Source organism: Flexistipes sp. (assembly GCF_036172515.1).
Lineage (GTDB): Bacteria > Chrysiogenota > Deferribacteres > Deferribacterales > Flexistipitaceae > Flexistipes.
This window is the reverse complement of record NZ_JAXKVW010000011.1, coordinates 31050-57795: the sequence shown is the minus strand read 5'-3', so window position 1 is coordinate 57795 and position 26746 is coordinate 31050. Positions and strand designations below refer to the sequence as shown.

The window sequence follows — 26746 nt, the reverse complement described above, 5'->3', positions numbered from 1 at the left end:
GGAGCAGTGATTGATAAAATACATTGGTAAAAAAAGTAAAGTTTTATGGTATTCTTTATTTGCCATTATTTTAGTTATACTTAATTTCATTGCCAGCTCCCAGTTAGTCAATTCCGATTTCCCCTGGTATTCAAATATATCAATCTTTCTTTTAGTAAATATCAATATCATTTTACTGCTTGTTCTTCTCATCGTTATTTTCAGAAAAGTGGGTAAACTGCTTCTGGATCAACGAAAAAATGTATTCGGGACAAAACTTCAGAGCAAACTGGTAATATTTTCCATTATACTTACTGTGATCCCGGTAGCGGTTGTCTTCACCTTTTCAAATGCAATAATAAACAATTCCATAGACAAATGGTTCAATGCCCAGGTGGAATTGGCACTAAAAAACTCTATCGATTTGATGCAGCGATATCAAAACCAGGTAGAACAGGATATTATCGAACAAACAAGTATTCTTTCCAAACTTATAACCTCCAAAGGATTCCTCCTCCATAAAAATTATGATGAAATGGCCGAATTTGTAAGAGGCTATATGAAGGACAACCGAATTCGGGGAATTGGTATCTATAATAACCAAAAAACAGAGCTGATCAGCATAGACAAGAATATTTATCTGTCCATTATCATAGGAAATGAAGAGCTGAATAAAGTATTATCCGGCTCCCAAGTTGCACAATATAAATTTTTCAGCAACAAGCAGGTTTACTGGGTGGGACAGCCGATTTCCTCCACCGTTAATGATAACATCATTCTTGGAGCGCTTTTTGTTTATAAAACCGTTCCTGCACAACAAGCGGAAAAGGTTTCCCGTATTCTGGAATCCTATAACAACTACAGACAGATTAAATTTTATTCAAAACCTATAGAAAATTCATATAAAATTTTATTAGTTATGATGACCTTACTTGTTGTATTTGCCGGTATTTGGGGTAGCCTTCTCTTTGCAAAGAGCATTACAGACCCCCTGGAAAAACTTACCTCTGCATCTCACCAGGTTTCAGAAGGAAACCTCGATGTGGTACTTGATAAGGCAGGCAATGACGAAGTAGGTTTTCTGGTGGAATCATTCAACGATATGACACAAAAATTAAGGCTGCATAATGAGGAATTAAAAAAGAAAAATGAAATACTTTCGGAAATGTACAACCAAATTTCCAAAGATAACCAATACATAGACACTATTTTTAAAAATGTAAAATCATCAATTTTTCTTCTTAACAGCAGTCTTGAAATACTTAAAGTGAACAGAATAGGGGAGAAATTTGTAAATTCAGAGAACCAGTTTACAAATGAAAAACTCAAAAAGTTTCTTAACAACTTTATTAAAAGCGAAGATAGTTTTACTAATTTTCAGACAGAACTGTCTGTAAACGGAGATAACCGCACTTTTACCGTTACAATCTCAAAAATTTTAGACAGGAATAATTTAGAAAATATAGTTTTAGTGTTGGATGACATTTCAGAGGTTGTCAGGCTGCAAAGAATAAACATTTGGAGGGAAATTGCTACAAGAATTGCCCACGAAATAAAAAATCCGCTTACTCCCATAAAACTTTCAGCAGAGCGGATGCTAAGAAAAGTGAAAAAACTTGATGATGCAGAGATGAAACAAATGCTCGAAGAAAGCATGTCAACTGTTATTAACGAAGCAAATGAGTTGTACAACCTTGTCAATGAATTCAACAGCTTTGCACGGCTGCCGGAAATTAAAAAAGAATATTTTAATATCAGTAAGTTGGTAGATTCAGTAGTATTTATATATCAGCAGTCCCATCCAAATATAAATTTCCACAAGAATATTGATGAATCATTAGAAATTTATGCGGATAAACAACAAATCAAAAGGATGTTTCTGAATTTAATAAATAATTCCATTCATGCACTAAATGATAACGGAAATATCTTTATAGATGTTTTTAGAGACAAAAATTGGGTAAAGGTAGTATTCAAAGACGATGGTGCAGGTATAGACAAGAATGATATTGAAAAAATATTTATGCCTTATTTCAGCAAAAAACCGGATGGAACCGGCCTGGGCCTTGCAATTGTGAAAAAAATTATTGAAGAACACTCCGGAAGCGTTAAAATAGACAGCGAAAAAAATAAATATACAACATTTAATATAAAATTACCGTACGCACAGGTGAGTAATGAAAATACTAATAATTGACGATGAAATAAACATATGTACCACTATACAAAGCATATTAACCGATGAAGGCTATGAAGCTGAATATGCACTCAACTTCAATGACGGAATGAAAAAATTAAAACATGAAATTTTCGATGTGATTTTTTTGGATATCTGGCTGCCAGACCACGATGGTAGTGAAGGACTACATAAAATCAAAAAATATTTTCCAGAAACCGAAGTCATTATGATAAGCGGACATGGGAATATTGAAAACGCCGTTGAAACAATAAAATACGGAGCATACGACTACCTGGAAAAACCTCTGTCCCTTGACAGAATAATCTTAATTATAAAGCACTTGGAAGACAAACTTAAACTCAAATCAGACTTAAAAGAATACAAATTTAATCTGTTGAAAAAATACGAACTGATTGGAACCAGTGAACCCGTAAAGCAGCTGAAATCAAGAATAGAAAAGATTGCGCCCACAAATGCCTGGGTCTTAATAACTGGTGAAAACGGAACAGGCAAAGAGCATGTCGCCAGGTTAATACATCTACTCAGTAAAAAATCGAACAACAAATTTGTCGAAATAAACTGCTCAGCAATTCCAAGTGAGCTGATGGAAAGTGAAATGTTCGGCTATGAAAAAGGAGCATTCACCGGAGCTGCAAGCAGAAAAATAGGTAAGCTGGAAAACGGAAACAAAGGTACAATATTCCTCGATGAGATTGGTGATATGGACATTAACTTACAAGCCAAACTCTTAAGGGTTTTGGAAACAGGTGAATTTACACGGGTAGGGGGGAATGAAGTAATCCGATCCGATTTCAGAATTATTTCTGCAACGAATAAAGACCTGGAAAAAGAGATAGACAGAAACAATTTTAGAGAAGACTTATATTACAGGATAAACGTAATTCCCATTTATGTACCCCCGTTGAGAAAAAGAAAAGACGATATACCACTGTTAACAAACTACTTTATTAAAGAATCCTGTCAAACTAACGGTTTACAGATAAAGAAAATTGATAAAAATCTGATGGATATTTTTATGGAGTACACATGGCCGGGAAATGTTAGACAGCTTAAAAATATCATCGAGAGAATGGTTGTACTAACAGAAAATGACATATTAACAGTAAAGGATGCACCGGAATTTATAATGAAAAATTTTGCATCCAATAACAAAAAAGACGTCGAAAAAGAAATGGAAACAATCATTTACAGAAATGACAATTTGAAGAAAGCAAAAGAGCGCTTTGAAAAATACTACATATTAAAGACACTGCAAAACAAAAAATGGAACGTATCCCAATCAGCTAAATATCTCGGAATAGAGAGAACATATCTTCACAAAAAAATTAAAGACTACAGTTTGGATCAATTCAGGGATTAACTCCCGGGAAAGAAGGAGGTATGCTGGGTATAAAAATATTTGTACGCTTTCGTGTAAACTTAACATAATATATCTTATCGGACGTTATTGCGATAGGCATTATTTGTTCCTTTATTTTAGCCCTATGTTTAAACTTTAATATTGGATAGCTATTTTACAGATTCACAAATTAACCAATAAGCCAGCTAATTAAACAACTATTCCACCGCTGAGCTGGGAAATATTAGCTATTTTATTTTCAATGCAATAGTTTTCCAGGTCTTTGATTATCTCAAGGGTAATTTCAGGGTCTACGAAGTTTGCTGTTCCTATCTGAACAGCACTTGCTCCGGCTAAATAGAATTCTATCACATCTTTGTAGTTCATTATCCCGCCTATGCCGATAATCGGAATACTGATTGTTTTATACAAGTCATAAACCATCTTTACTGCCACAGGCTTGATTGCCGGGCCGCTGAGCCCTCCTGTAACGTTAGATAAAAAAGGTTTGCGTGTGTTTGTGTTGATAGACATACCTAATAGCGTATTTATGGCGCTGACAGCATCTGCACCGGCATCTTCAACTGCACGGCCAAATATACTTATATCCGAGACATTTGGAGATAGTTTTACAACTAATGGTTTATTATTTACTGCTTTTTTTACTTCACTGACCACATCAAAGGTCATTTTCGGATCTGTTCCGAATGCTATGCCCCCTTCTTTTATATTGGGACATGATATATTCATTTCAAGCATGTCCACATCTTCTTTATCCAGAACCTCTGCAACTTTAACATATTCATCAACTGTTTTTCCCCAGAAATTTGCTATAATCCGTGTGCTGTATTTCTTAATTCCCGGTAGTTTTTCTTTTATAAATTTTTCAACTCCCACATTCTGCAACCCGATGGCATTTAACATCCCTGCGTGTGTTTCCATTATTCTGGGCATTGGATTACCCTGAACCTCATTCAGTGATATTCCTTTTACCGAGATTCCGCCTATTTTATTTAAATCGATTATTTCTGAATATTCCAGACCGTAACCAAACGTACCACTGGCCATTATGAGTGGATTATTAAATTTAACACCGCAAATTTCAGTTATGAGCGGATTATTCATAACTGCTCCTTGCATACCGTATCCCATACAATCTGTTTTCCATCAAAAACCGGCCCTTCTGCACAGCATCTTACCTGTTTTATTTTTTCGGTCCTTTCATCATTAATATATATTATACAGCCAAGACATGCACCTACTCCACAAGCCATACGCTCCTCCAAAGATACTTCAAAATCTATTTCGCCTATATCTTTTACCAGTTCAAACGCAGCTTTTAGCATAGGTTTAGGACCGCATGCATAAACTTTGTCATAACTGTCTATATTTTCAACCAAATCCGTAACAAAACCTTTTTTTCCCACACTTCCGTCATTTGTGGATATTTTCATATTATTCGAGTATTTTTCAAAAACATGTGTAAGCAAAATGTCTTTTTCCTCCGCTCCTCCGTAATATACATCCACACTGTTATTCTCGTAGAGTGTTTTCGTCAAAAATAGCATAGGAGCTATCCCCACTCCGCCCCCAATAGCAGCTATTTTTTTGTCCGCCGTCAGGTTAAAAGGAGTTCCCAATGGTTCAGAAAAGCTTATAACTGCTTCTTTAGCTATATTTGAGAGTAGTTTGGTTCCTTTTCCGATAATCATATACAGCAGGGAAAACGTGCCTCTTTTCAGATTAACATCGCATATTCCCAGAGGACGCCTTAAAAGAGGGTCATACAGATAATTGTGCAGCTGGGTTTTAATCATCAGAAACTGACCGGGTTTTGCATTCTTCACAAACTCAGGTGACTCAATACACATTAAGCCGTATTTGTCGTTTAACAGTCTGTTATCAACTACCACTCCTTCCACAGCAACTCCTTAGGGATTAATAATATTTTGTCTGCATCTGCCTATAATATTCCTGAAGCGATTTTGCTGTAAGCCCCTGGTCTTTATAAGCTTCTATTCCGTTAACAGAAGCCTCTGCAGCTTCAATTGTGGTAACATATGGAATATTATAACTTAAAATAGCTCTTCTTATAGAATGAGCATCCAGCCGCGATTTTTTACCGGCAGGTACATTAATAACAAAATCAATCTGGCCATTTTTTATCAAATCAACAATGTTGGGTCTTCCCTCCTGAACCTTCAGAACATGTTCAGCCTTAATATTGTTTTCAACCAGATACTTGTGAGTACCGCTGGTGGCAACGATTTCAAACCCGATATTACTCAGTTTTTCCGCCACAGTTACTATATTATCTTTGACAGAATCCTTAACACTGATAAAAACTTTACCTTTTTTGGGCAAAACGTTACCCGCGGCAAGCTGCGATTTGTAAAAAGCTTTTCCGAACGTTGTATCTATGCCCATAACCTCACCGGTGGATTTCATTTCGGGGCCCAGGATAGGGTCTGTATTTGGAAATTTTATAAATGGAAACACAGACTCTTTCACTGTATAAAACTTATTCTTCTTAACATCTTCAATGCCTATATCTTTTAGTTTATAGCCGAGCATAACCTTTGCAGCAACTTTAGCCAGTGGTATACCAACAGATTTGCTGACATAGGGGATTGTTCGGGAAGCTCTGGGATTAACTTCAATAAGATATATATCTCCATCTTTTATTGCATATTGAATATTCATCAGTCCTATAACTTTCAACTCTTCGGCTATCCGTTTTGTCTGTTTAATAATCTCTGATTCCATCTCTTTGGAAATACTTCTGGGTGGTATAGAGCATGCTGAATCTCCTGAATGGATACCGGCCTCTTCAATATGCTGCATAATGCCTGCCACAATAGTATTTTCACCATCACTCAGCGCATCAACATCTATTTCAACAGCATTTTCAAGAAACTTATCAATAAGAACAGGGTGCTCTTCACTCGCCTCAACGGCATATTTCATGTAATTTTCAAGAGAGTCTTCATCATAAACAATTTCCATAGCTCTTCCGCCCAAAACATATGACGGCCTGACTACCACCGGATAACCAATTCTTTCAGCAATACGAAAGGCATCTTCATAGTTCATGGCAATATCATTAGGCGGCTGTTTTAAATCCAGCCTGTTTACCATATCCTTAAAACGCTCCCTGTCCTCAGCAATATCAATGCTGTCAGGAGATGTTCCCAGTATCTTCGCTTCAGAATTTTCCAGGCTTCCGGCAAGTTTAAGAGGTGTTTGGCCGCCGAATTGTACAATTACACCGTCCGGATTTTCTTTCTTGATAATATTTAACACATGCTCCCTTGTAAGAGGCTCAAAATAAAGCCTGTCGGATGTATCATAATCTGTACTTACAGTCTCGGGATTGCAGTTAATCATTATCGTCTCATATCCGATATAGGAAAGGGCAAAACAAGCATGCACACAGCAATAATCGAACTCTATCCCCTGCCCTATTCTGTTCGGTCCGCCTCCAAGAATCACAACTTTTTTACGGTCTGTAACATCTGCCTCACATTCTTCTTCAAAAGTGGAATACAGATAAGGGGTATAGGATTCAAACTCAGCCCCGCACGTATCCACTCTTTTATAAACCGTTTCAATACAATGGTTTGCCAACAATTCTTCTATTTCCAGTTCAGATTTTCCCAATAAATGTGCTAATCTTGCATTGGAAAAACCCAGCTCCTTAGCTTTTTTCAGAACATTATAATCGGGATTGCTGTTATTTTTCAGGATATATTCAAAGTCAATAATCTCTTTTATATTATTCAAAAACCACGGATCAATGTGTGAAAAATGATAAATCTGATCCACTGTAAAACCGGCTCTGAACGCCTCTGCAATATACCAGATTCTTTTGTCTGTGGGGCGCTTTAAATAGTTGACTATTTCATCCAGAACATTTTCATCTTCCAGCATATTTTCTTCAAAAATCTCATCAAAGCCTGTTTTGCCTATTTCCAGAGAATTTATCGATTTTTGCAGAGACTCCTTGAATGTACGCCCTATGGCCATTACTTCTCCCACCGATTTCATCTGAGTTGTTAATGTGTCGTTACTTCCCGGAAATTTTTCAAATGTAAACCGCGGGAATTTAACAACACAATAATCTATTGTGGGCTCAAAAGAAGCCGGTGTTTCCTTGGTTATATCATTGGGTATCTCATCAAGTGTATAGCCAACGGCAAGTTTAGCTGCAATCTTTGCAATTGGAAAACCTGTGGCTTTTGAAGCAAGAGCGGAGCTCCTTGAAACTCGGGGGTTCATTTCTATAATAACCTGTCTGCCCGTTTTGGGATCTACAGCAAACTGAACATTTGACCCGCCTGTATCAACCCCTATCTCCCTGATAACATTTATTGCAGCATTTCTGAGTTCCTGATACTCTTTGTCGGTGAGTGTCTGTGCCGGAGCAACGGTAATGCTGTCACCAGTGTGGACACCCATTGCATCAAAATTTTCTATGGAACAGATAATCACAACATTGTTGTTCAAATCCCTCATCACTTCCAGCTCAAACTCTTTCCACCCTATTATGGACTCTTCCACTAACACTTCATGTACAGGAGAGGCTTCCAATGCCCACGTTATATAATCCCTGTACTCTTCCATATTGTATGCAACATTTCCACCTGTGCCGCCCAAAGTAAATGAAGGTCTTATTATTACGGGAAAACCGATTTCATCAATAGTATCCATGGCTGCCTGATAGGACCTGATATATGCACTTTTCGGCATACCCAGGCCTATTTTTGTCATGGCATCTTTAAAAAGTTCACGATCTTCTGCCTTGTTTATCGCCTCTATATTTGCACCGATCAGCTCAACTGAATATTTTTCCAGTATACCCTTTTTGTCCAAATCCAATGCAACATTTAACGCGGTTTGTCCTCCCACGGTTGGAAGCAGTGCATCGGGTTTTTCTTTTGATATAATACTTTCCAAAGATTCGGAGTTAAGAGGTTCAATATATGTGGAATCGGCAAGCTCCGGATCCGTCATAATTGTAGCCGGGTTGGAATTAACAAGAATGACTTTATACCCCTCTTCCTTAAGTGCTTTAAGTGCCTGGGTTCCGGAATAATCAAACTCACATGCCTGACCAATCACTATAGGTCCTGAGCCTATTATCAGAATACTCTTGATGTCTGTTCTTTTGGGCATATTTCCTCCTGGAAAGTATCTGCAGATTAACAGTAACAGCTCAAAATTCTTATTTCTATATCAAAATATTAAGCAAAACACAATAGCTAACGATTTTTATCCAAACAAATCGTTGGTAACATCTCAACTAAATATAAAACTGAAAAACAAATCCGCCTCCATCACTTTCCACTTCATCAATGGAATAAAATCTACATGGTAAACCATATTTATCCATAATAGATTTGATAACATATAACCCAAGACCTGTGCCGGATTTTTTAGTGGTGAAAAACGGCTGGCAAATTTTATCCAGAATGTCTCTGCTCAAGCCGGTTCCTTTGTCCCTGTATTCTACAGTAACTCTTCCATTCTCTTTGCTGGATGAAATGGTTATTTCGTTATCATTTCTGTTCTCATAACTATTCAGAACAAGATTCCAGAACATCTGATAAAATTCTTCCTTGGTAAAGGGAATCTGAAAATCATCTTCCACTTCGTATTCAAACGTAATTTTTTCAAAAACCTCGTAATCCTCCATATAACTGCAGAACTCATCAAGAATTGTACCCAGGAAAGGCTTGGACTGACTTTTATCGCCCCCCAGGATATTGCCCACTGAGAATTCTCCGCTTTCAACACTTCTGTTTCTTGTAACAAACAATAAGTTATTTAAAGCCAGTTCCAGGCGGGATATTTCTCTGTCCACAATCTGGATAAGCCGTTTATTCGTTCCCCCGCTCTTTTTTATAAGGTGAAAACTTCCTTTTATAGCACCTAACGGATTCTTAATTTCATGGGCAACAACTGCCGCAAACTCACCCAGGAAAGCAAGTTTTTCTTTTTCTATCAGTTCTTTCTTGAGATGTTCACGCTCAGTAACATCTTGAAATATCAGCAGTGAGCCTAAATTGCCTTTATTTTCTGAAAATTCCTGAAATTTATAGCCAATGTATTTGTTTTTAAAGTGAACAATATCCATATCCCCTCTAATACCAGGGATCAGCTGCCACGGTTTTTTACCTATAATGGCGCTTTTGCCAAGTTTAAGAATTTCCACAGAAGACCTGTTGCATGAAATTATGCTGCCAGCAGAATTTAAAACAAAAATTCCTATATTAATATTTTCAATTACAAGTTCGTGTAAATTTTCAAGCTCACGTAATTTTTTTTCGAAAAAAGCAGTTTCCTGCTCCTTTTTTGCATATTTTTTATGTAAGAAATATGAGAAAAAAAGAACCACCAAAAACACAAGACAATACTGACTTATGCTTAGTATAAAATCATAGTTGGATATGTTAACATCTTTAACAAGATCATAATAAATAAACGTATAAACAACAAAAATCATAAAAGCGAGAATTATACTGATACCACCCCGAACACCCTCAAAAAAGCTTATGTAAATTACAATAAGGGCATAAAAAATAAGAAAAGGACTTTCTGTAAAACCCGTATTTATCACAAGATAGCTTATAATAAAGAAATCAAAGATTGCCTGGACATAAAAAAGCAGCATTTTTGAAAACAGTTTTGATGCAAAAAAAACAAGAAGAGAAAAAAAAGCAATTAACAGTCCTATATTGAAGAAAACGCTGTTTTCAGTGGGCATAAAAACTTTCCCGTCAGTTATACCGGGGATATTTGTCTCAAAAAATGCATTAAGGATCAGAATAAAAAATATTACAAAAAAGTATAAGGATAACCTGATAAGTATTAGTATGTTGTTGACATTTTCAGAAACAAGTTCAGAAGATTCGGAACTTGGTTCACTGCTGTCATTGCTTAAAGACGACATAATATTAAAAACCATCGATCAGTGTAAACAAGCAGATAAATCCCTGAAAACAAGTCATCTGAAAAATTAGCCACCCACAACTGAACCAAGTTTAAAGATCGGCAGATACATCGCAATAATCACAAATCCAACCGCTCCTCCTACGAAAATCATCAGCAAAGGCTCAATCATTTTTGTTAACCCATCCACTGCTCTGTCGACTTCATCATCGTAAAAGTCAGCAATTTTTGTGAGCATTTGATCAAGTGCTCCTGTTTCCTCACCTACTGAGATCATCTGTGTTACCATCGGAGGAAAAACTCCCGCTTTTTCCAGTGGAGCAACAACTGTTTTACCACCTTCGATATCAGCTTTACTGCGCAACAAGTGTTTTTCTATCACTTTATTGCCGCTTGTTCGTGCAACTATATCCAAAGCATCGAGTATAGCCACACCACTGCTCAAAAGCGTTCCGAATGTCCTTGTAAATTTAGATACCGAGACTTTTTTAATAAGATCGCCGATTTTGGGAACCTTCAGGAGCATCTGGTCAATAGCATACCTTCCACGCTCGGATTTTTTATAAATTGTTCCCACAGTAACAACCAGTGCTATTATTAACACCGCCAGCAAGCCGCCTCCATACCAGCTTGAGAGAAAATTGCTTATTCCTATGGTAAACTGGGTAAGTGCGGGCAGAGTTCCACCAAAACCTTCGTACATGGCTTCAAACTTGGGGATGATGAAAACCAGCAGCCCCCATACCACAAGCACTGCAACTATTAAAACTATCGACGGGTACATCATTGCGGATTTAACTTTTCTTTTTAGAGACATGGATTTTTCCATGTAGATGGAGAGTCTGTCCAAAATTGTATCAAGGAGACCCCCGGCCTCACCGGCGGCAACCATGTTTATATATAATGTTCCAAAAACGTTTTTATGTTTTTCAAGAGCTTTGCTGAATGTTGAGCCCTGTTCTATCTGGTTTTTCACATCTTCAAAAATTTGCCTCAATTTCTTTTTCGGTGCCTGACTTGCTACAATTTCCAAACACTTAACGATAGAAAGACCTGCATTGATCATAGTAGCCATCTGTCTGGTAACAATAACCAAATCTTCGTCTTTGATTTTCTCTCCAAATGATAATTCGATATTTTTCCAGTCCATTTTGAGTTGACTGACATTTATTTTACGGTTTTTAAGTACCTGCTCCGCCTCTGCTTTATTTTTGGCGCTGATCTGTCCGCTGGCAGGCTTGCCTGTCATATCAACACCACTATAAACATACTTAGGCATTTAATCCTCCATTAATGTGTTCCACATATTCACCAGACTACTTCCCCAGGATGAATTCAAAGGAGGAGTAGTCCGGCTTTTAAAGACGTCCACTTTTCTTTTTGCTGACAACATTTCCCCTTTCAATAAGCTGCCTAACTTCATCGGGATATACAGCTCTGTTAACAGCATCTTCATATGAAATTAAATTCTTCCTGTACAAAGCATATAAAGACTGTGTCATTGTAATCATACCGTGTTCTGCCTGGCCTGACTGCATCATAGAATATATCTGATGAAGCTTATCCTCTCTTATAAGATTTCTAATACCTGAGTTTGGTACAAGCACCTCGCAAGCGAGCACTCTGCTGTTACCATCGGAAGTCTGAAGAAGCTGCTGACATATGACACCCTCTAGAACAAAAGAAAGCTGAGCTCTGATTTGAGACTGCTGATGAGGAGGAAAAACATCTATTATCCTGTTTATCGTTTGGACAGCACTGTTCGTATGAAGTGTACCGAAAGTAAGGTGTCCGGTTTCTGAAACAGTCAAAGCCGCTTCAATGGTTTCAAGGTCTCTCATTTCACCGACAAGCGCAACATCAGGATCCTGCCTCAATATGTATTTGAGTGCTTTTGCAAATGATTTTGTATCTGAATTGACCTCTCTTTGATTAATCAGTGCTTTATCATGATTATGCAGGTATTCAATAGGATCTTCAACTGTAATAATGTGCACCTTTTTTTCGTGATTAATCTTATCAATCATAGACGCCAAAGTAGTTGATTTACCACTCCCGGTAGGCCCGGTAACAAGAACAAGCCCTCTTGATTTTTCACACAAGCTTTCCACAATTTTAGGTACACCTAGCTGTTCAAATGACATAACCTGGTATGGTATCCGGCGCATCGCTGCAGCCATAGCACCCCGCTGCATAAAAAAGTTTGCCCTGAACCTGCTGAGCCCTTTTATACCGAAGGACAGGTCCAGCTCCAGCTCCTCTTCAAAAGTCTTTTTCTGAGCCTCTGTCATTATGCTGTAACACATCTTTTTTGTATCATTTGCACTGAGTGCTTCACCTTCTGTTCTTACAAGCATTCCGTTTACTCTGAAAACAGGGCTGGAACCCACAGTCAAATGAAGGTCTGTGGCGCCCATATCTATCATCTTCTGCAATAATTCCTGCAAAGAATACATAAATTCCCCCTTTTCTCGCCCCGCCCACGGACGGGAACTGTTCAATCATCCTTTATTAATAATAACACTATTTTTCTAATTATCAAAAAATTTTATTCTTCAAAAGTTACCCTTACTACCTCCTCTATAGTTGTAACCCCTTTTTTCACTTTTTCCAGTCCGCTTCTCCTGAGAGAAATCATACTTTCTTCCATTGCTTTGGCTTTTAACTCGTTGGCATTAGCCCCTCTTAATACAAGCTCCTTAATTCCTTCAGTAACTCCCATCACTTCATAAAGAGCCACTCTTCCTTTGTAACCTGTGCCGTTGCACTTGTCGCATCCTTTACCTTTTTTTGGATTAAATTTCCCTATTTCCTCTTCTTTGAATCCTACCGACAACAGAGCCTCTTTGGGGAGCTTAATTTCTTCCGAACACGAAGGGCAAAGTTTTCTGGCCAGTCTTTGAGCCAGAATAATAACTGTGGATGATGCCACGAGAAAAGGTTCAATTCCCATATTTAGCAGCCTGTTTACCGTACTGGGAGCATCATTGGTATGGAGTGTAGACAAAACAAGGTGGCCGGTCAGAGCAGCTTTTATTGCTATCTCAGCAGTTTCATAGTCCCTGATTTCCCCTACCATAATAATATCGGGGTCTTGTCTTAAAAATGATCTCAATGCAGAAGCAAAATTAAGTCCTATCTCTTCTTTCATCTGGACCTGGTTTATCCCGAAAAGGTTATACTCAACAGGATCTTCAGCTGTCATAATATTGACATCGTCCTTATTTAGTCTACTCAACGCTGAATAAAGTGTCGTAGATTTACCGCTTCCTGTGGGGCCTGTAACAAGCACCATTCCATAAGGGCTTTCAATTCCCTTTATAAACTTATCCAGAGATGATTGTTCAAAGCCGAGTTTCTCCATATCAAGCTGAAGACTGCTCTTATCAAGGATCCTCATAACAACTTTTTCACCAAACAGTACAGGAAGTGTTGAAACCCTCATATCAACAGAATGTTTGCCAACTTTTAATTTTATTCTTCCATCCTGAGGCAGCCTTCTTTCTGCTATATCCAGATCCGCCAGAATTTTCAGCCTGGAAATAACTGCATTTCTAATCTTTTTAGGCGGTCTCATAAATTCATGCATAACGCCGTCGATTCTGAACCTTACCCTAAAAATTTTCTCATACGGCTCCACATGTATATCAGAAGCTCCCCTTTTAACCGCCTCATTCATTATATGATTCACAAGCTTAACGGTAGGAGTATCCTCAACTTCTTTTTTCAACACATCTAACTTTACTTCTTCCTCTTCCTCCTGTTCATACTCCATATCAGCAATTTCCATATCTTCCAGTTCCGCCAGAGTGTTATCAACAGATTCGGACTGCATATCCAGATATTCTCTGATTGAAGACTCAACGGCAACATAAGGCTTAATATTAAACCCCGTAACAAACCTCAGTTCTTCGATTGCATAAACATTAGAAGGATCTGCAATAGCCACCTTCAGAGTTTGACCTTCCCTGTCAAACGGTATGACAAGAAATTTTCTGCTTAAGTCTGCGGGTATGCTGCTTAATATCCTGTTATCAATATCAATTTCTTTGAGATTTACATAGGGGACATTATATTGTTTACTCAGAAATTCAGCAATTTTTGACTCATCCACATAGCCAAGCTTTATAAGTGTTGAGCCTAATCTCCCCCCTTCTTTTTTCTGAACCTCGATGGCTTTCTCAAGCTGCTCATGGGTAATAAGATTTTCACTTAATAATATAGCACCGATTTTTCTTGCAAGCATATCAGACAGCTCTCCTTAATTTTTTTTTCAGTATTTCAAGTTCCTTTTCGATGTTTAATTGTTTCTTCACAAAAATATTCTCTGCCCACCTGGAAAACGATTCGGCTCCCTGATAAATCAACATCATCAGCCCATCTGAACAAATAATATCCTGTTTATAGTACTCTTTCAGGAATGGTGTCAAGTTTACGGAATATTGAAAATCAAAAGCAAACTCTCTGCATTTTATATCAGACATGTCCAAAAACCTTCCACCATCCAGCCCCATTGAAGTAGTATTTATAATTATATCATATTCATTATATTTTTTCAAAGAGTCAATATTTTTCACCCTGCACTTATTCAAGCCAAAGTGTGCCAGCATTTTTTCTCCCTTAACCGGCGTTCTGTTTACTATAGTTAAAGATTTATAACTCTGGCTCTTTAGATAATACAGCAAAGCTTTTGTTGAACCACCTGCTCCCAGTACGAGTATATCTTTACCCAAACATGATATGCCATGATATTTAAAAGTTTTTCCAATCCCGAAAACATCGGTATTTAACCCTAAAATACCACTATCACCGAACAATAACGTGTTTACTGCGCCTATTTCTGAAGCTGCAGAATCTGTTTTATCAATATATCTCATAATGTCAGTTTTATAAGGCAGTGTAACATTAACACCAACAAACCCCGATTCTATTAAAAAGGAAAGTGTTTTTGGCAGATTATCAGCTTTGGAAACCTCGAAACAACAATAACCGCCGTTTACTTCAGCATGATAAATAAAAAAGTTATGCAGCAAAGGTGACAAAGAATGCCTTAAGGGAAAACCGATTATTCCGGTGTTAAAAAACAATATCCACCTCCTGGAACAATTTACTATTATTTTGAACCTGATTTTAATTTTTCTGCGGCTTCCGGAGAAATCAAACCGGCAGAAATAACAAATCTTATACCCTCATCAATAGTTATATCAAGCTCTATAACCTCGCATTTAGGTACTATAAGTATAAATCCGGAAGTCGGGTTGGGAGTGGTTGGAACAAAAATGTTATAAGATTCATTGTTAACTTTATTATTCAAAAATCCGGAGGTCTCTTTTGTTACAAACCCAATGCTGTACTTTTTTTGCATGGGGTATTCCAGAAGAACTACTTTCTTAAAACTCGTCCCGCCTGAAACCTGAAAAGTTTCCACCACTTGGCGGATTGATGAATAAACCCCTCTGACCAGTGGTATTTTTACAAGAAGATATTCAAAAAAGCTTATGATTTTTTTACCAAAATAATTTTTGGCGATTATCCCTATAATAAAAAGTAAAAAAATTAACACTATTAACGAGAGAGACTGTTTAGCAAAGACAGTAAGTGTTATACCTAATTTAGAAGCTACAAAATCAATGAAAGGAATAAGAAAGCCTGTGACTTTTTTGAAAATAAAACTTAGAAAAAAATATGTAATGATAATGGGTAAAGTAGTCAGGATCCCAAGTAAGAAAGTATTTCTTAAATACCCTTTAACTCTGTGCATATTAAAAAGCTGCTCCTAAAACCAAATATTAACACAAGTTTCGCACTTGCACTTATTGCACGTCTTTGTTCACCCTGTTAAATATCAGCTTCGCTGATTGCCTGTGGCATTTAACAGGGCAGGAAGTGATAACGACGAAGCAATCTCTCTTTTTATATCATTTTGAGATTGCCACAACCCTGTTTTTCACAGGGTTTCGCAATGACACAGAGAAGTGCGAAACTTGAGATATAAATAATTAAACTGTATAAATATAGCATAAGATAGGCAAAAATATAATACAAAATAAAAAAGCCTCCGTAAAGGAGGCTTTAAATCTTTTAAGAACACATTTGATTGATTACAAATCTCCGAGAGGAAGCAAAGTCCTTCCGTAAACTTCATTTAAAATCTGAGCAGCACCGGCATATACGGCAGAAAGCCCGCATAAAATCCCTTCATATCCTGCTATCACTTTCAGCATTGGATTACCTGTAGCATCTGCAAATCCCAGCAAAAAGAAAAGTATAGTCAGTAAAAAGAAAACAGTCATTAAAGCTTTATTCATCTTAAATGTACCTATAAACATAATGAGGGTAAACATTCCCCAGAAAAACAGATAAGCAGCCACCTCGTGACTTGCCGGAGCACTAATCAAGCCGGCTTTCGGCAGCAAAATCATGGCCACCAGTGTAATCCAGAAGAGACCGTAAGATGTAAAAGCCACAGTTCCAAAAGTGTTTTTCTTTTTCCACTCCATAACACCAGCGATAATTTGTGCAAGTCCACCATAAAAAATACCCATTGCAATAATCATACTGCTGAGGCCGAATAAACCAACGTTATGCATATTCAACAAAATAGTGGTCATGCCAAAACCCATAAGCCCGAGTGGAGCAGGATTTGCCGAAGTGTCTCTAATTATTGTTTCGGCTACATTTGAAGCTTTGTCAAATGTTTCTTTGACTTCACCCTTCCCTTTTCTGTCAACAATTACATCTGCAAATTTTCCGTTACTCATAAAACCTCCTTTAATTTTAATAAAAAATGGTTCGTTATGCTTTATCATAAAACACCAAACAAAATTTAATAAAAACCTATATATAAAAATGTTTTATTTAACAGGATTATATATGTCAAATACTTTATTTTGTAAATTAAAAATAAAAAAGTTTTATATTAAATAAAAATTGTAACTTATTTTCAACAAGGATATATTATATATTAAATTTTTTACTGAAATTTTATAAACAATCATTTAAAAAAATGTTATTTCTACTGAATTAATACAAAGAATATATTGCTCGATAATAAAATCAGGTTATGCATTTATAATTTATTAACTTTATAAATTATATGTTAATACTCAGCTTTGGATACAATTCAAAATCTTTTAATAACTTTTTTCGAGGCTTTTAAATAATTGCTTTATTGTCACCCTGAGAGCTATGAATAATTCAGGAAGCTCGGCTTCAGCCGTGCAAAGTTTATTCCGAGACCCAGTATTATCAAGCATGCGGGACTAAAGTCCCACTTCCTGAAACGGAGAAAAAGACATTATTCAAAGCTCTTACCTTGTAGCATCTGAGCATAGCGAAGATAAATTTACCGTAGGTAATCATTTGTTTAATGTGTTCCACATATTTACCAACCTGTCAGGTTGGTGCTACAGGGTCTCGTAACTTACTAATAATTATAGATACAGAAACAAGTTCGGTGTGACTTTTTTTAGTTATTCAAAGGTCTTAAAATGCCTGAAAACTATTCAATAAAGCCCCATACCGGTCAAAAATTATAAATTATTCACTTATCCGTGAAACCCTTATGCCGGATGAAACAGGGATAATTTTACAAAACTCATCCAATACAATTCTGGGTTCACTTTTATATTTGTCCGCAAATTCCCTGAGTTTTGAACCATACTCTTCATCAATATTTATATTCAAAAACTTATCAAGAAAGTCCTCAATCTCCTTTTTGAGCATCGATTTATCAGAGTCAGTAAGATATTCGATTTTTTTCACCCCAACACCAAGCTGTGAATCGGAAATGTTACCACGAATATATGCAGCACCGGCTGTCATTCCGCTGCAAATATAGTATCCGATTGGATTATCTTTATTAACAACGTTTAATACAATACCGATTCCGCCTTGGGCGTATTCCATAAAATAATCACCCATACCCCTTTCTATACCTACACCAAAAACCGCCACAGGTGGCTTACGGTCATTAATTTTATCTTCCTGGGAGCGGATAAATTTATTCCACCCCATTTTTCTCAGTCTGGCCTTCCGCTCCTGGTAGTTCAAAAGTAAATCCTCAAGTATCTTTTCATCAGAATAATTTTCATATTTGTTTAAATCTATTTTATTCCATTCCTCGGGAATTCCGGCTTTCATTAGAAGCAGGTTTCTTACTCCTCCGCTTTTTGCCACGCGGAATGTTCCGCTTACAGCGTATGCGGCAAACAAGTCACTTACATGCCCTGCGATATTAATTTCGTGGGGATTGGAAGTGTTTGCCACTCCCACCTGTGTATTGCCGGGCACTTTAAAACCACCCACAGATGTCGGAACAACATTTATTTTAACATTCCGCACAAACGCAAAGGAATGGTTGCCCACCAATCCTTTTACAGTTATCTCATCAGCCTTTACACCGGTACCTATTATCCGCTGACCCACAACATTTTCCAGAACAAACTTCTTCACCCCTCTCTCAGTTGCGTCCTTCATTAAAACATTCAGGCTTCTGCTGTCCACCTGATCAACTCCCACATCTATAGTAATGGTATCATCTTTAATATTTTCTAATGAATTCTGGAAAAAGTCTTTAAATTGTATTCTCAATTCCTTTTTTGTCTTGAATATCTTGTGATAACGCTCTTTTATGGCCACTTCTTCAACCTGCTTCTCAGCTTCTCCTCTGCCGAATGTTTCATACAAAAGCGGATCGCTTCCATGGTACCTGAATCGTCTTGCTCCGACCACATCGGTATGACTGCTCATCCCCAAGCCTGCGGCCAAACCTTCCATATCTTCCACAAAGCTCTCAACCATTTTTACTATTCTTTCGCTTCCCATACCAGGGTCAATTCTGGTACCATAAGGTCTTGAGGTAATGCCCCATGCACACTGTCCTGTATGACATCTTCTGCAAAGAGTACATCCAAGGGGGTGTAAAGTTCTCATTCCCATACCAACAAAATCAGCACCAGTCAGGAGAACCAGAAAAGCATGAAAACTATCCAATACTCCGCCTTCAGCAATAACTGAAATCTGTTCCCTCAGACCTTCTTTTCTTAAAGCAAGATCGGCTATGTGAGTAAGATAAACGACATTGAGCCCTCTGTTCTGCATATCAACTAAGTGTGCAGCGCCCGTGGAACCATCTCCGGCTTTTACGGTTATGTAGTCAAAGCCGGCTTTGGCAAGGGCCACCACTATTTCCTGAAAATTCCATGCTGTACCGTAAACATCGGCGCCTATTAATTTATCCTCACCAAGCAGTGCTCTCAAAGACTCCACCCGCATGGGGAGTTCTTCTATCGAATACTGCAAATGCTGGGGATTCGGTGCCGTAAGATTTCTTAACGCTTCAACACACCTTAACAGAGCAATTTCAATATCATTCTTTTTGGCCTGGAGTCTGCCGCCTTTTCCCTTTTTGGCATCCTGTCCGTATTTCATGGAAATTCCTGCAAATTTATCAAGCTCCACCCAGGGGCCGTACCCGCCAGAGCCAAATTGCAGGATGCAGTGCTTTGCTGCAGGCATCATATCAGGATGAATATATCCTTCTCCGGTAAAAAAAGGTCTGCCAAGTTTTATACTGGCCATGATTCTTGAAAGAAAAGCCTCGTGGCTGTTTGAGCCGTAGCTCATATGAACATCAAATATAGGCGTTTTGCAATGAAAACGAGCATTTCTTTTGCCCAGATACATATTGTCCATTCTTCCTGCATACTCATGCAGATGATCCCTTTGGGGGCTGAGTATTTCTGCAGCATCTATAAGCCAGTCTTCACTTAATTTGGACGAAAATCTTCCCAGATGTGCACTGCTGACAGTTGATTTACCGTCTGCTCTGGAAAGACAGTTGTTGATGATTTCAGCATTGGACAGATTTACCCCCATATCATTATAATCAGGGTTATCCGTTACTTTTATTGCCCTCTGAGGACACATCTTTACACATCTTTTACAGTTGCAGCATTCATCAGGGTTTATCCACAATATTTTTTCGATAAAATTAATACTGTCATTGTCAGGCTGGACACGGTTTCCTTTCTCATCATAGTAAACGGTTTCCATATCAAAAACTCCGGTTTCACTGTCCGGGTTTTTCAAATTGTGAGTGCAAGCTTCAACACATGTGGCACAATGTATGCACCCTCTGCCAGGCTCCTCTTTATCATCAGTAACTTTAACCCAATACTTTGCTCCCTGAGCGTAAATCCCGGTACTATCCGGTTCTACATATTTTATAGATCTTTTAACTGTAATTTCGTTACTATTAAACCTGTACATCTCTTTTCCACCCATAATTTAGTTTCTCAATTTTTTTATTTTTAACAGAAAACCCCTCAACTTTACCTGCATCCGGATCATAAATAGTGTCAAGTTCCTCCTGCAGGAAATAAGCCGCAGAAATTATTGCCCTCTGTTCGCTGGCCAAAAAGGCCGTTTTATCATTATAGCCTATACTGAAAGATCTTAAATGATCCCTGTCGGTAAATCCTATAATTTCATCTTCAGACATTACAATTGAAGTGGCCGGTCCGCTCATTTTCATCTTTTTCAGATAAGGATCGGAAACAAGTTCATTGAAACGCTGCCGTTCATTTTCGTTCATATTGTCCAGTTCACATGGAAACTTTCTGCTGATTATCCACTCTATATCCTGTATCGAATAGCCGTTACGCAACAGGTAATCAACTTCAAGAAAAATAGCCTCAGAATCGGTACCCACATGAAGGTGTATCCCCAGCTGCTCAAGAGCTATAGCATTAGCTTTGTCGCTGGAAAGATGACCGTTATGAATTCCTGCTATTTCACCCACTGAAATAGGCTGAGGTCCCCACCAAAGCCCTCTTCCGGAGCTTGTAGGCCACCTCAAATGTATAAGACAGGCTTCGTAATCGGCATCCTCAAATTGCTCCAAATCGTATATTCTCATTGTATCCAAAAGCTCAAAAGCAGTCAGAAATGTACCGTTTTCTTTGGAGCTGGAAAATATCCGGGCATCCTTAATAAACATCTTATTAAATTTGGTAACCTGCTTTAAAATATAAAAATATTCATCATCTATGGTCTCCCTGTATCTGATTTCATCCAACGTCGGCGGAGCAACATAATACTTTTTAATTATAGGAATATCGTACTCATAATAAAGTCTTCTGGGGACCATCTCCTGAGATTCCACAATATGAACCCCCCAGCTTTCTATAAAATTCTCCAATTCCTTGACTTTATGCTGGTTTCTGTACATGACATGAAAAACATAGAAATTATGGTCTTTGTAAATCCCTTTAAGTGTAACACCGGCACCGGTTCTCCCTCTGTATTGAAGGCAGAGAGCACTCTTTAAAAGGGCACTGAGTTTGAAATCACCAACTGCAGCCAGCAGACCGCATGCACCTGAAGGTATACCTTCAGAGCCGCCGGAAAATTCCCTGACACTGATTTCTTTTTGTGGATATAATCCTGTATTTTCATAGCTTTCCATAGTCAAATCCTCCGGCTATTTACCTTTTATTTCGTCAAAGTTTACAAACTGATAATCACAAACTTCCATCAGCTTTGAATCTTCATCTGTAATACTCAAAGCAGACCTTGGGCAGGCCTCAACACTTTTGAAAGAAGCTTCGGATATTTTATCAAGGACATATTTATAAAAACTCTCATCTATTGCCGGTGACCATTCCTTTCCCAGTTTCAGCAGAGATCCCTCGCTGTAATAATAACACCAGTCACACTGAATGCATATGCCGCAGAAAAAACACCTCTCGGAAAAAACCACTGCCGTATCCTCATCTATAGTCTTATTTATCTCTTCAAAAGTGTTTTTCCTCTGCTCCAGCTCTATCCTCTTTTCAACAAGTCTGGTGGTTTCCTGAAAATATTTCGTATTTATAGTATTATAAAAAGAAATCTCCTTGTTCTCCGAAGGCTCTATTTTTTCTCCCAAAAATTTTCTGACTTTTTCCACAGTAATCTGAGCGGATCCGACTGCCCTAACGACCATGCCAACAAGCTCAGAATTACCCATACTTGAGTCACCGGCTATAAATATTTTATCTTTGAGTTCATCGGGCAGATCAGGGCAGTTAAGGTTAGGATACTCATTAATAAATCTTTCCCCCACAAAAAAGAGATCAGGTTTATCTCCTACTGCCATAACAATCCTGTCAAGCTCAAACTCTTCATATGCATCTTTCATCTGGACAGGCTTAGCTCTCCCGCTTTCATCAACGGGCCCCAGTTTCATCACAGAACAAACAAGTTTAAGTTTATCGCCGTTGCGTTTTATTCTCACAGGCTGTCTGAGAAAATGAAAAGTAACGCCCTCTTCTTCACTGTCTTTTACTTCACCGGGGTGTGCCGTCATTTCATTAACCGTTCTTCTGTAAATAATATGCGGATCTGCACCAAGCCTGGCTGAACACCTTGCAACATCAAAAGCGGTATATCCCCCGCCGATGATGCCTATCTTTTCATTTTTGCCCACATTAACTTTTTCGAGATTATTTAAATTTATATCCGTCAAGAATTTTATACCATTCTCCACAGCAGGGTCATCTTCTCCCTCAATATTGAGGACACCCGGACTTTGAGCTCCCGTGGCAACGATTACAGCATCAAATTCTTCCGCAAGATCAATAAACCTGTTTTTATTGATTTCGTAATTAAGCTTAACTTTGACACCTGTTTTATAAATATATTCCAGCTCTTTCTCAAGAATCTCATCAGGGTATCTGTATTCAGGAATGCCCTGCGAAAGTAAACCTCCGGCTTTGGAATGTTTTTCATAAACGGTCACATTATAACCTTCTTTAGACAAAAAATAAGCCGCAGTCAGCCCTGCAGGACCTGAGCCTACAACTGCAATACTTTTATCTTTGTCATTTTTAATATCTTTAGGCTGCAGATTGTTTGCATATCCCCAGTCGGCTATAAACCTTTCCAAAGCTTTGATATCCACAGGCTGATCAAATTTAGCCCGGTTGCAGGCCGTCTCACACGGATGATCGCAAAATCTGCCGCAACCGGCTGAAAAAGGATTTGTTTCTTTTAAAACATAAAATGCTTCTTCAAAACGTCTTAAGGCAATAAGCCTTAAGAAACGTGGTATATCATTACCGGCGGGACAGCCGGTATTTCCCATATGATCTTTTGAATAACAGGGGCTTAATTTATTAACATATACAGGCAGAATTCTTTTCAAAATAAACCTCCGGATCGTTCTTCTTCTAAAATATAACATACAAAATCAGTATCTGAAAACGAAACTGACAGAATAAAACATAAACTATTTAATAAATACAATCAAGAGTAAATATATTATTTTATCAGGCAATATATCATAATGCGCCTAATTATATAAGAAAGAATAGCATTAACATTTGTTTTTTAAAATTCCAGCAATTCCATCTGTGTCCAAAGTATTCAGAACGTGAGCAGGGGTTAACCCGCCTTTTCTTGCAGCAAAAACCCCGTATTTCATATGTTCAAACCCGTTTTTCGAATGAGCATCCGGACATAAAATGACCCGACCGCCTTCCTTAATCAAAGTCTGCAAATATCTCCAGTCAATATCAAGCCTGTAAGGATTACAGTTCAGCTCTATAATAACATTATTTCTGCAGCACTCTTTTATCACCTCATACATATCCACCTGATATCCATCCCTTGACAAAAGCAGTCTGCCAGTAGGATGACCGAGGATTTTCGTGCACGGATTGTTTACCGCCTTTATAATCCGGTCTGTCATTTCAGACATACTCATATTAAAATGCGAGTGAACACTGGCTATTACAAAATCAAGTTTTTGAAGGACATCCTTTGAATAGTCCAAACTGCCGTCAGGCAAAATATCTGATTCTATCCCCTTAAAAACAAAAAAATCGTTGTTTTTAGCATTTACAGCGTCTATTTTCTCAATTTGATCAAAAAGCTCTTGATCTTTTAGTCCCCCGGCATAAAAAGCACTGCGGCTGTGATCGCTGATACCTGCGTATTTAAAATTTCTGCTCCTGCAGTAATCAACAATATCCTGTAACGCCATTGCACCGTCTGAGTAATTTGTGTGAATATGAAAAATGCCTTTTATGTCCTCTTCTGTAACCAGGTTTTCAAAGTCCATATCCTCCCGAAATTCGAAAATCCCCTCTCTCAGCTCCGGAGGGACATAATGTAACCCCAAAATCTCATATATATCTTCTTCACTGCTTACTTTTAACTTTTTATCTCCCTGAAAAATACCATATTCATTAATTTTAAAATTCTTTGTTTTTGCGATCCCTCTCAATCTTTCATGATGGGCTTTACTGCCTGTGAAATGATGTAGAGCTGTGTAAAAATCATCCTTTTCAAAGCACCTTAAATCCACAGGCAGCCCGTCCAAAGCAGCTGAAATCTTTTTTTCTCCTCCCTCCCTGATCTCATCAAAGAAACCCTCTTTTGCTATCTTATCAAGAACATTACTTTCACCCTGGGCAACTATAACCAAATCCAAATCTTTAACGGTTTCGAGCTTTCTTCTGTAACTTCCTGCTATTTCATATTTTTCAACATATCCAATGCTCTCAAAAAAACTGCGTATTTTTTCTGCTGTTTCCTCGGCATCTGCCAGAAGACGCCTCTGCATACTTAATTTTACATATTCAATATTTTTCAGTATTTTATTTTGCGATTTTTCTCCGAACCCATCCAGCATCGCCAGACGGTTTTCAATACAGGCATACTCCAATTCACCAAGAGAATTTACCCCCAGCTCCTTATGTATCTTAAAAGCTTTTTTTGCCCCCACTCCAGGAATTTTGTTCATAAGAATCAAAATTTGAGGAGTATTGGACTTGATTTCTTCCAGCTCATGGAAAGTTCCGGAATTGACTATTTCTTCTATATGACCCTGAATGTTTTTACCGACACCCTTGATTTTCGGGAGTTCTTCACCGCTTTTTAATATTTCAGCAATATTGAAATCAAGACCCAGTAAAGAACGAGCTGCTGAATTATAAGCCCTCACCCTGAAAAAATCTTCATTGTTAATCTCAAGATATTTAGCATACTCTTCAAGTATTTCTGCTATTGAAGCATTTTCCATATATTCAGACCATCATCATTCAAAAAATTCTGTTAAATCCAGGCCAAGGACTTCATTGCCTTTCAGGGATTTTTCAATTTTCTCCCTGGCATCGGTCAGTTGACTCGGGCTGACACCGTATTGTATGGACTTGCACGCTTCCAGATATGCCGCCAGAATATCGAATGTTTTAAGGAGTTCCCCGTCCACCGGATCAAAACCGTCTTCATTATAGCTTTCATGAAGAGTCTGCTGATCGATATCGTACACTATCTTGCCGTTTAATCTTACTTTATTTGAAAACTCTTTCGTTATAAAGAATTTGATTTCATCATGCATATATTCGGGCAAAAGCGGCAATATACGCTGTTCGATCTGGATTTCCTCATATTCCTTTATTGTTTTTTCCAGTCCGGCAACAGACTGCTTAATAGGTGAGACAATATCTCTTGTCAGCACTTCCGGCAAATCATGAAATAATGATGTATAAAAGTTATTGTATATCCTTTTAGGGCAAGCTTTTAATTTCAGACAGCCGAAATAAGAAAAAACAGCAACCAGAAGCATATGTCCCAACACCGAGGTTTCAGGAATTCTGGGAACCTGAGCCCAGCGTTTCTGAAAACGCAACTGACCGCACAAGTCAACAAAGCCAAAAGACTTCCTTCTTAGTGAAATTTTCTGAACCCCGATCAAATCGTAATAATCCTCAATCTGATTTTCTATATCACTTTTCGTCCCTTCAATACCGTAGATAAAAGGGCTGGAATTATAAACAATTCTGAATTCCCAATTGGTCGCAAGATAGTGGGCTGCATTGAGTATTTTTTTCTCTCTGGTGGCATCCTTTTTCTGGCTGAGATAAGTTACAAATCTGTCAAAATAATTTTCATCAGTTGCAATCAAATCCTCCCGTAGATTATCTATTACCCAGCGGTTCAGCTCATCCCCTTTTTCTTTCATCATTTTATGGAAAACGGGAGGCTTAATATCTGTAAGAAGAACCCTGTGAAGGAACTCATGAATTCCCCCTTCAATCAATGCAATCCAGTCTATTCTGACATTCCTCTCATGCTCTTCATTTTTAGCCAGAAGATAAGCTATTATAAATTTATGAGCCTGTTTGTCGAGTTCGGTTAAATCCATGGGGGTAACGTGGTCATTCCATCTTTTGATGTTTGCTGCATCAAATATCTTGTCTATCAAGCCTTTTTTAATCATTGCCTAC

At 37.9% G+C, this 26746-nt stretch carries 17 protein-coding genes; 2 read left to right on the top strand and 15 right to left on the bottom strand.

Features of this window, described 5'->3' with window-relative positions; genetic code table 11:
- Positions 1 to 10: 10 nt before the first annotated feature.
- Together UMU13_RS08430 and UMU13_RS08425 are read left to right on the top strand one after the other, a co-directional pair.
- Positions 11 to 2176, top strand: a complete 2166-nt coding sequence (locus UMU13_RS08430) for a sensor histidine kinase (RefSeq protein ID WP_328218411.1) — start codon at positions 11 to 13, stop codon at positions 2174 to 2176.
- The gene (locus UMU13_RS08425) at positions 2157 to 3539 is read left to right on the top strand and encodes a sigma-54-dependent transcriptional regulator (protein WP_328218409.1); all 1383 of its coding nucleotides are present in this window, start codon (positions 2157 to 2159) and stop codon (positions 3537 to 3539) included. The genes UMU13_RS08430 and UMU13_RS08425 overlap by 20 nt, the downstream gene beginning before the upstream one ends.
- A 189-nt stretch (positions 3540 to 3728) precedes the next feature.
- Here the strand turns inward: UMU13_RS08425 and UMU13_RS08420 are convergent, their stop codons facing one another.
- The 15 genes from UMU13_RS08420 to UMU13_RS08350 all read right to left on the bottom strand — a co-directional run bounded on the left by UMU13_RS08420 (position 3729) and on the right by UMU13_RS08350 (position 26739).
- On the bottom strand, positions 3729 to 4643 hold the full coding sequence (locus UMU13_RS08420) for a dihydroorotate dehydrogenase (protein ID WP_328218408.1): 915 nt from the start codon (positions 4641 to 4643) through the stop codon (positions 3729 to 3731).
- Positions 4640 to 5440: a dihydroorotate dehydrogenase electron transfer subunit gene (locus UMU13_RS08415; protein WP_328218407.1), complete on the bottom strand. Its 801-nt coding sequence runs from the start codon at positions 5438 to 5440 to the stop codon at positions 4640 to 4642. The genes UMU13_RS08420 and UMU13_RS08415 overlap by 4 nt, the downstream gene beginning before the upstream one ends.
- A 16-nt stretch (positions 5441 to 5456) precedes the next feature.
- On the bottom strand, positions 5457 to 8693 hold the full coding sequence (carB, locus tag UMU13_RS08410) for a carbamoyl-phosphate synthase large subunit (protein ID WP_328218406.1): 3237 nt from the start codon (positions 8691 to 8693) through the stop codon (positions 5457 to 5459).
- Between the two features lie 127 nt (positions 8694 to 8820).
- On the bottom strand, positions 8821 to 10470 hold the full coding sequence (locus UMU13_RS08405; protein ID WP_328218405.1) for a two-component system sensor histidine kinase NtrB: 1650 nt from the start codon (positions 10468 to 10470) through the stop codon (positions 8821 to 8823).
- 66 nt (positions 10471 to 10536) lie between these two features.
- Positions 10537 to 11748 (bottom strand): type II secretion system F family protein, encoded by a 1212-nt coding sequence (locus tag UMU13_RS08400; RefSeq protein ID WP_328218404.1) that lies wholly within the window; start codon positions 11746 to 11748, stop codon positions 10537 to 10539.
- Between the two features lie 79 nt (positions 11749 to 11827).
- On the bottom strand, positions 11828 to 12925 hold the full coding sequence (locus UMU13_RS08395; protein WP_328218403.1) for a type IV pilus twitching motility protein PilT: 1098 nt from the start codon (positions 12923 to 12925) through the stop codon (positions 11828 to 11830).
- Between the two features lie 92 nt (positions 12926 to 13017).
- Positions 13018 to 14715: a type IV-A pilus assembly ATPase PilB gene (pilB, locus tag UMU13_RS08390; RefSeq protein ID WP_328218402.1), complete on the bottom strand. Its 1698-nt coding sequence runs from the start codon at positions 14713 to 14715 to the stop codon at positions 13018 to 13020.
- Between the two features lies 1 nt (position 14716).
- Complete coding sequence (gene aroE, locus UMU13_RS08385; protein WP_328218401.1) at positions 14717 to 15556, bottom strand: shikimate dehydrogenase; 840 nt, start codon at positions 15554 to 15556, stop codon at positions 14717 to 14719.
- A 26-nt stretch (positions 15557 to 15582) separates the two neighbouring features.
- Complete coding sequence (locus UMU13_RS08380; RefSeq protein WP_328218399.1) at positions 15583 to 16230, bottom strand: DUF502 domain-containing protein; 648 nt, start codon at positions 16228 to 16230, stop codon at positions 15583 to 15585.
- Between the two features lie 340 nt (positions 16231 to 16570).
- Complete coding sequence (locus UMU13_RS08375) at positions 16571 to 17230, bottom strand: acetate uptake transporter (protein ID WP_328218398.1); 660 nt, start codon at positions 17228 to 17230, stop codon at positions 16571 to 16573.
- A 778-nt stretch (positions 17231 to 18008) separates the two neighbouring features.
- On the bottom strand, positions 18009 to 20741 hold the full coding sequence (locus UMU13_RS08370) for a glutamate synthase-related protein (protein ID WP_328218396.1): 2733 nt from the start codon (positions 20739 to 20741) through the stop codon (positions 18009 to 18011).
- Positions 20728 to 21939: a hypothetical protein gene (locus UMU13_RS08365; RefSeq protein WP_328218395.1), complete on the bottom strand. Its 1212-nt coding sequence runs from the start codon at positions 21937 to 21939 to the stop codon at positions 20728 to 20730. The genes UMU13_RS08370 and UMU13_RS08365 overlap by 14 nt, the downstream gene beginning before the upstream one ends.
- Before the next feature lie 15 nt (positions 21940 to 21954).
- Positions 21955 to 23658: an FAD-dependent oxidoreductase gene (locus tag UMU13_RS08360; RefSeq protein ID WP_328218394.1), complete on the bottom strand. Its 1704-nt coding sequence runs from the start codon at positions 23656 to 23658 to the stop codon at positions 21955 to 21957.
- Positions 23659 to 23829: 171 nt separating this feature from the next.
- Positions 23830 to 25539, bottom strand: a complete 1710-nt coding sequence (gene polX / locus UMU13_RS08355) for a DNA polymerase/3'-5' exonuclease PolX (RefSeq protein WP_328218393.1) — start codon at positions 25537 to 25539, stop codon at positions 23830 to 23832.
- 15 nt (positions 25540 to 25554) lie between these two features.
- On the bottom strand, positions 25555 to 26739 hold the full coding sequence (locus UMU13_RS08350) for an HD domain-containing protein (protein ID WP_303701805.1): 1185 nt from the start codon (positions 26737 to 26739) through the stop codon (positions 25555 to 25557).
- Between the last annotated feature and the right edge of the window lie 7 nt (positions 26740 to 26746).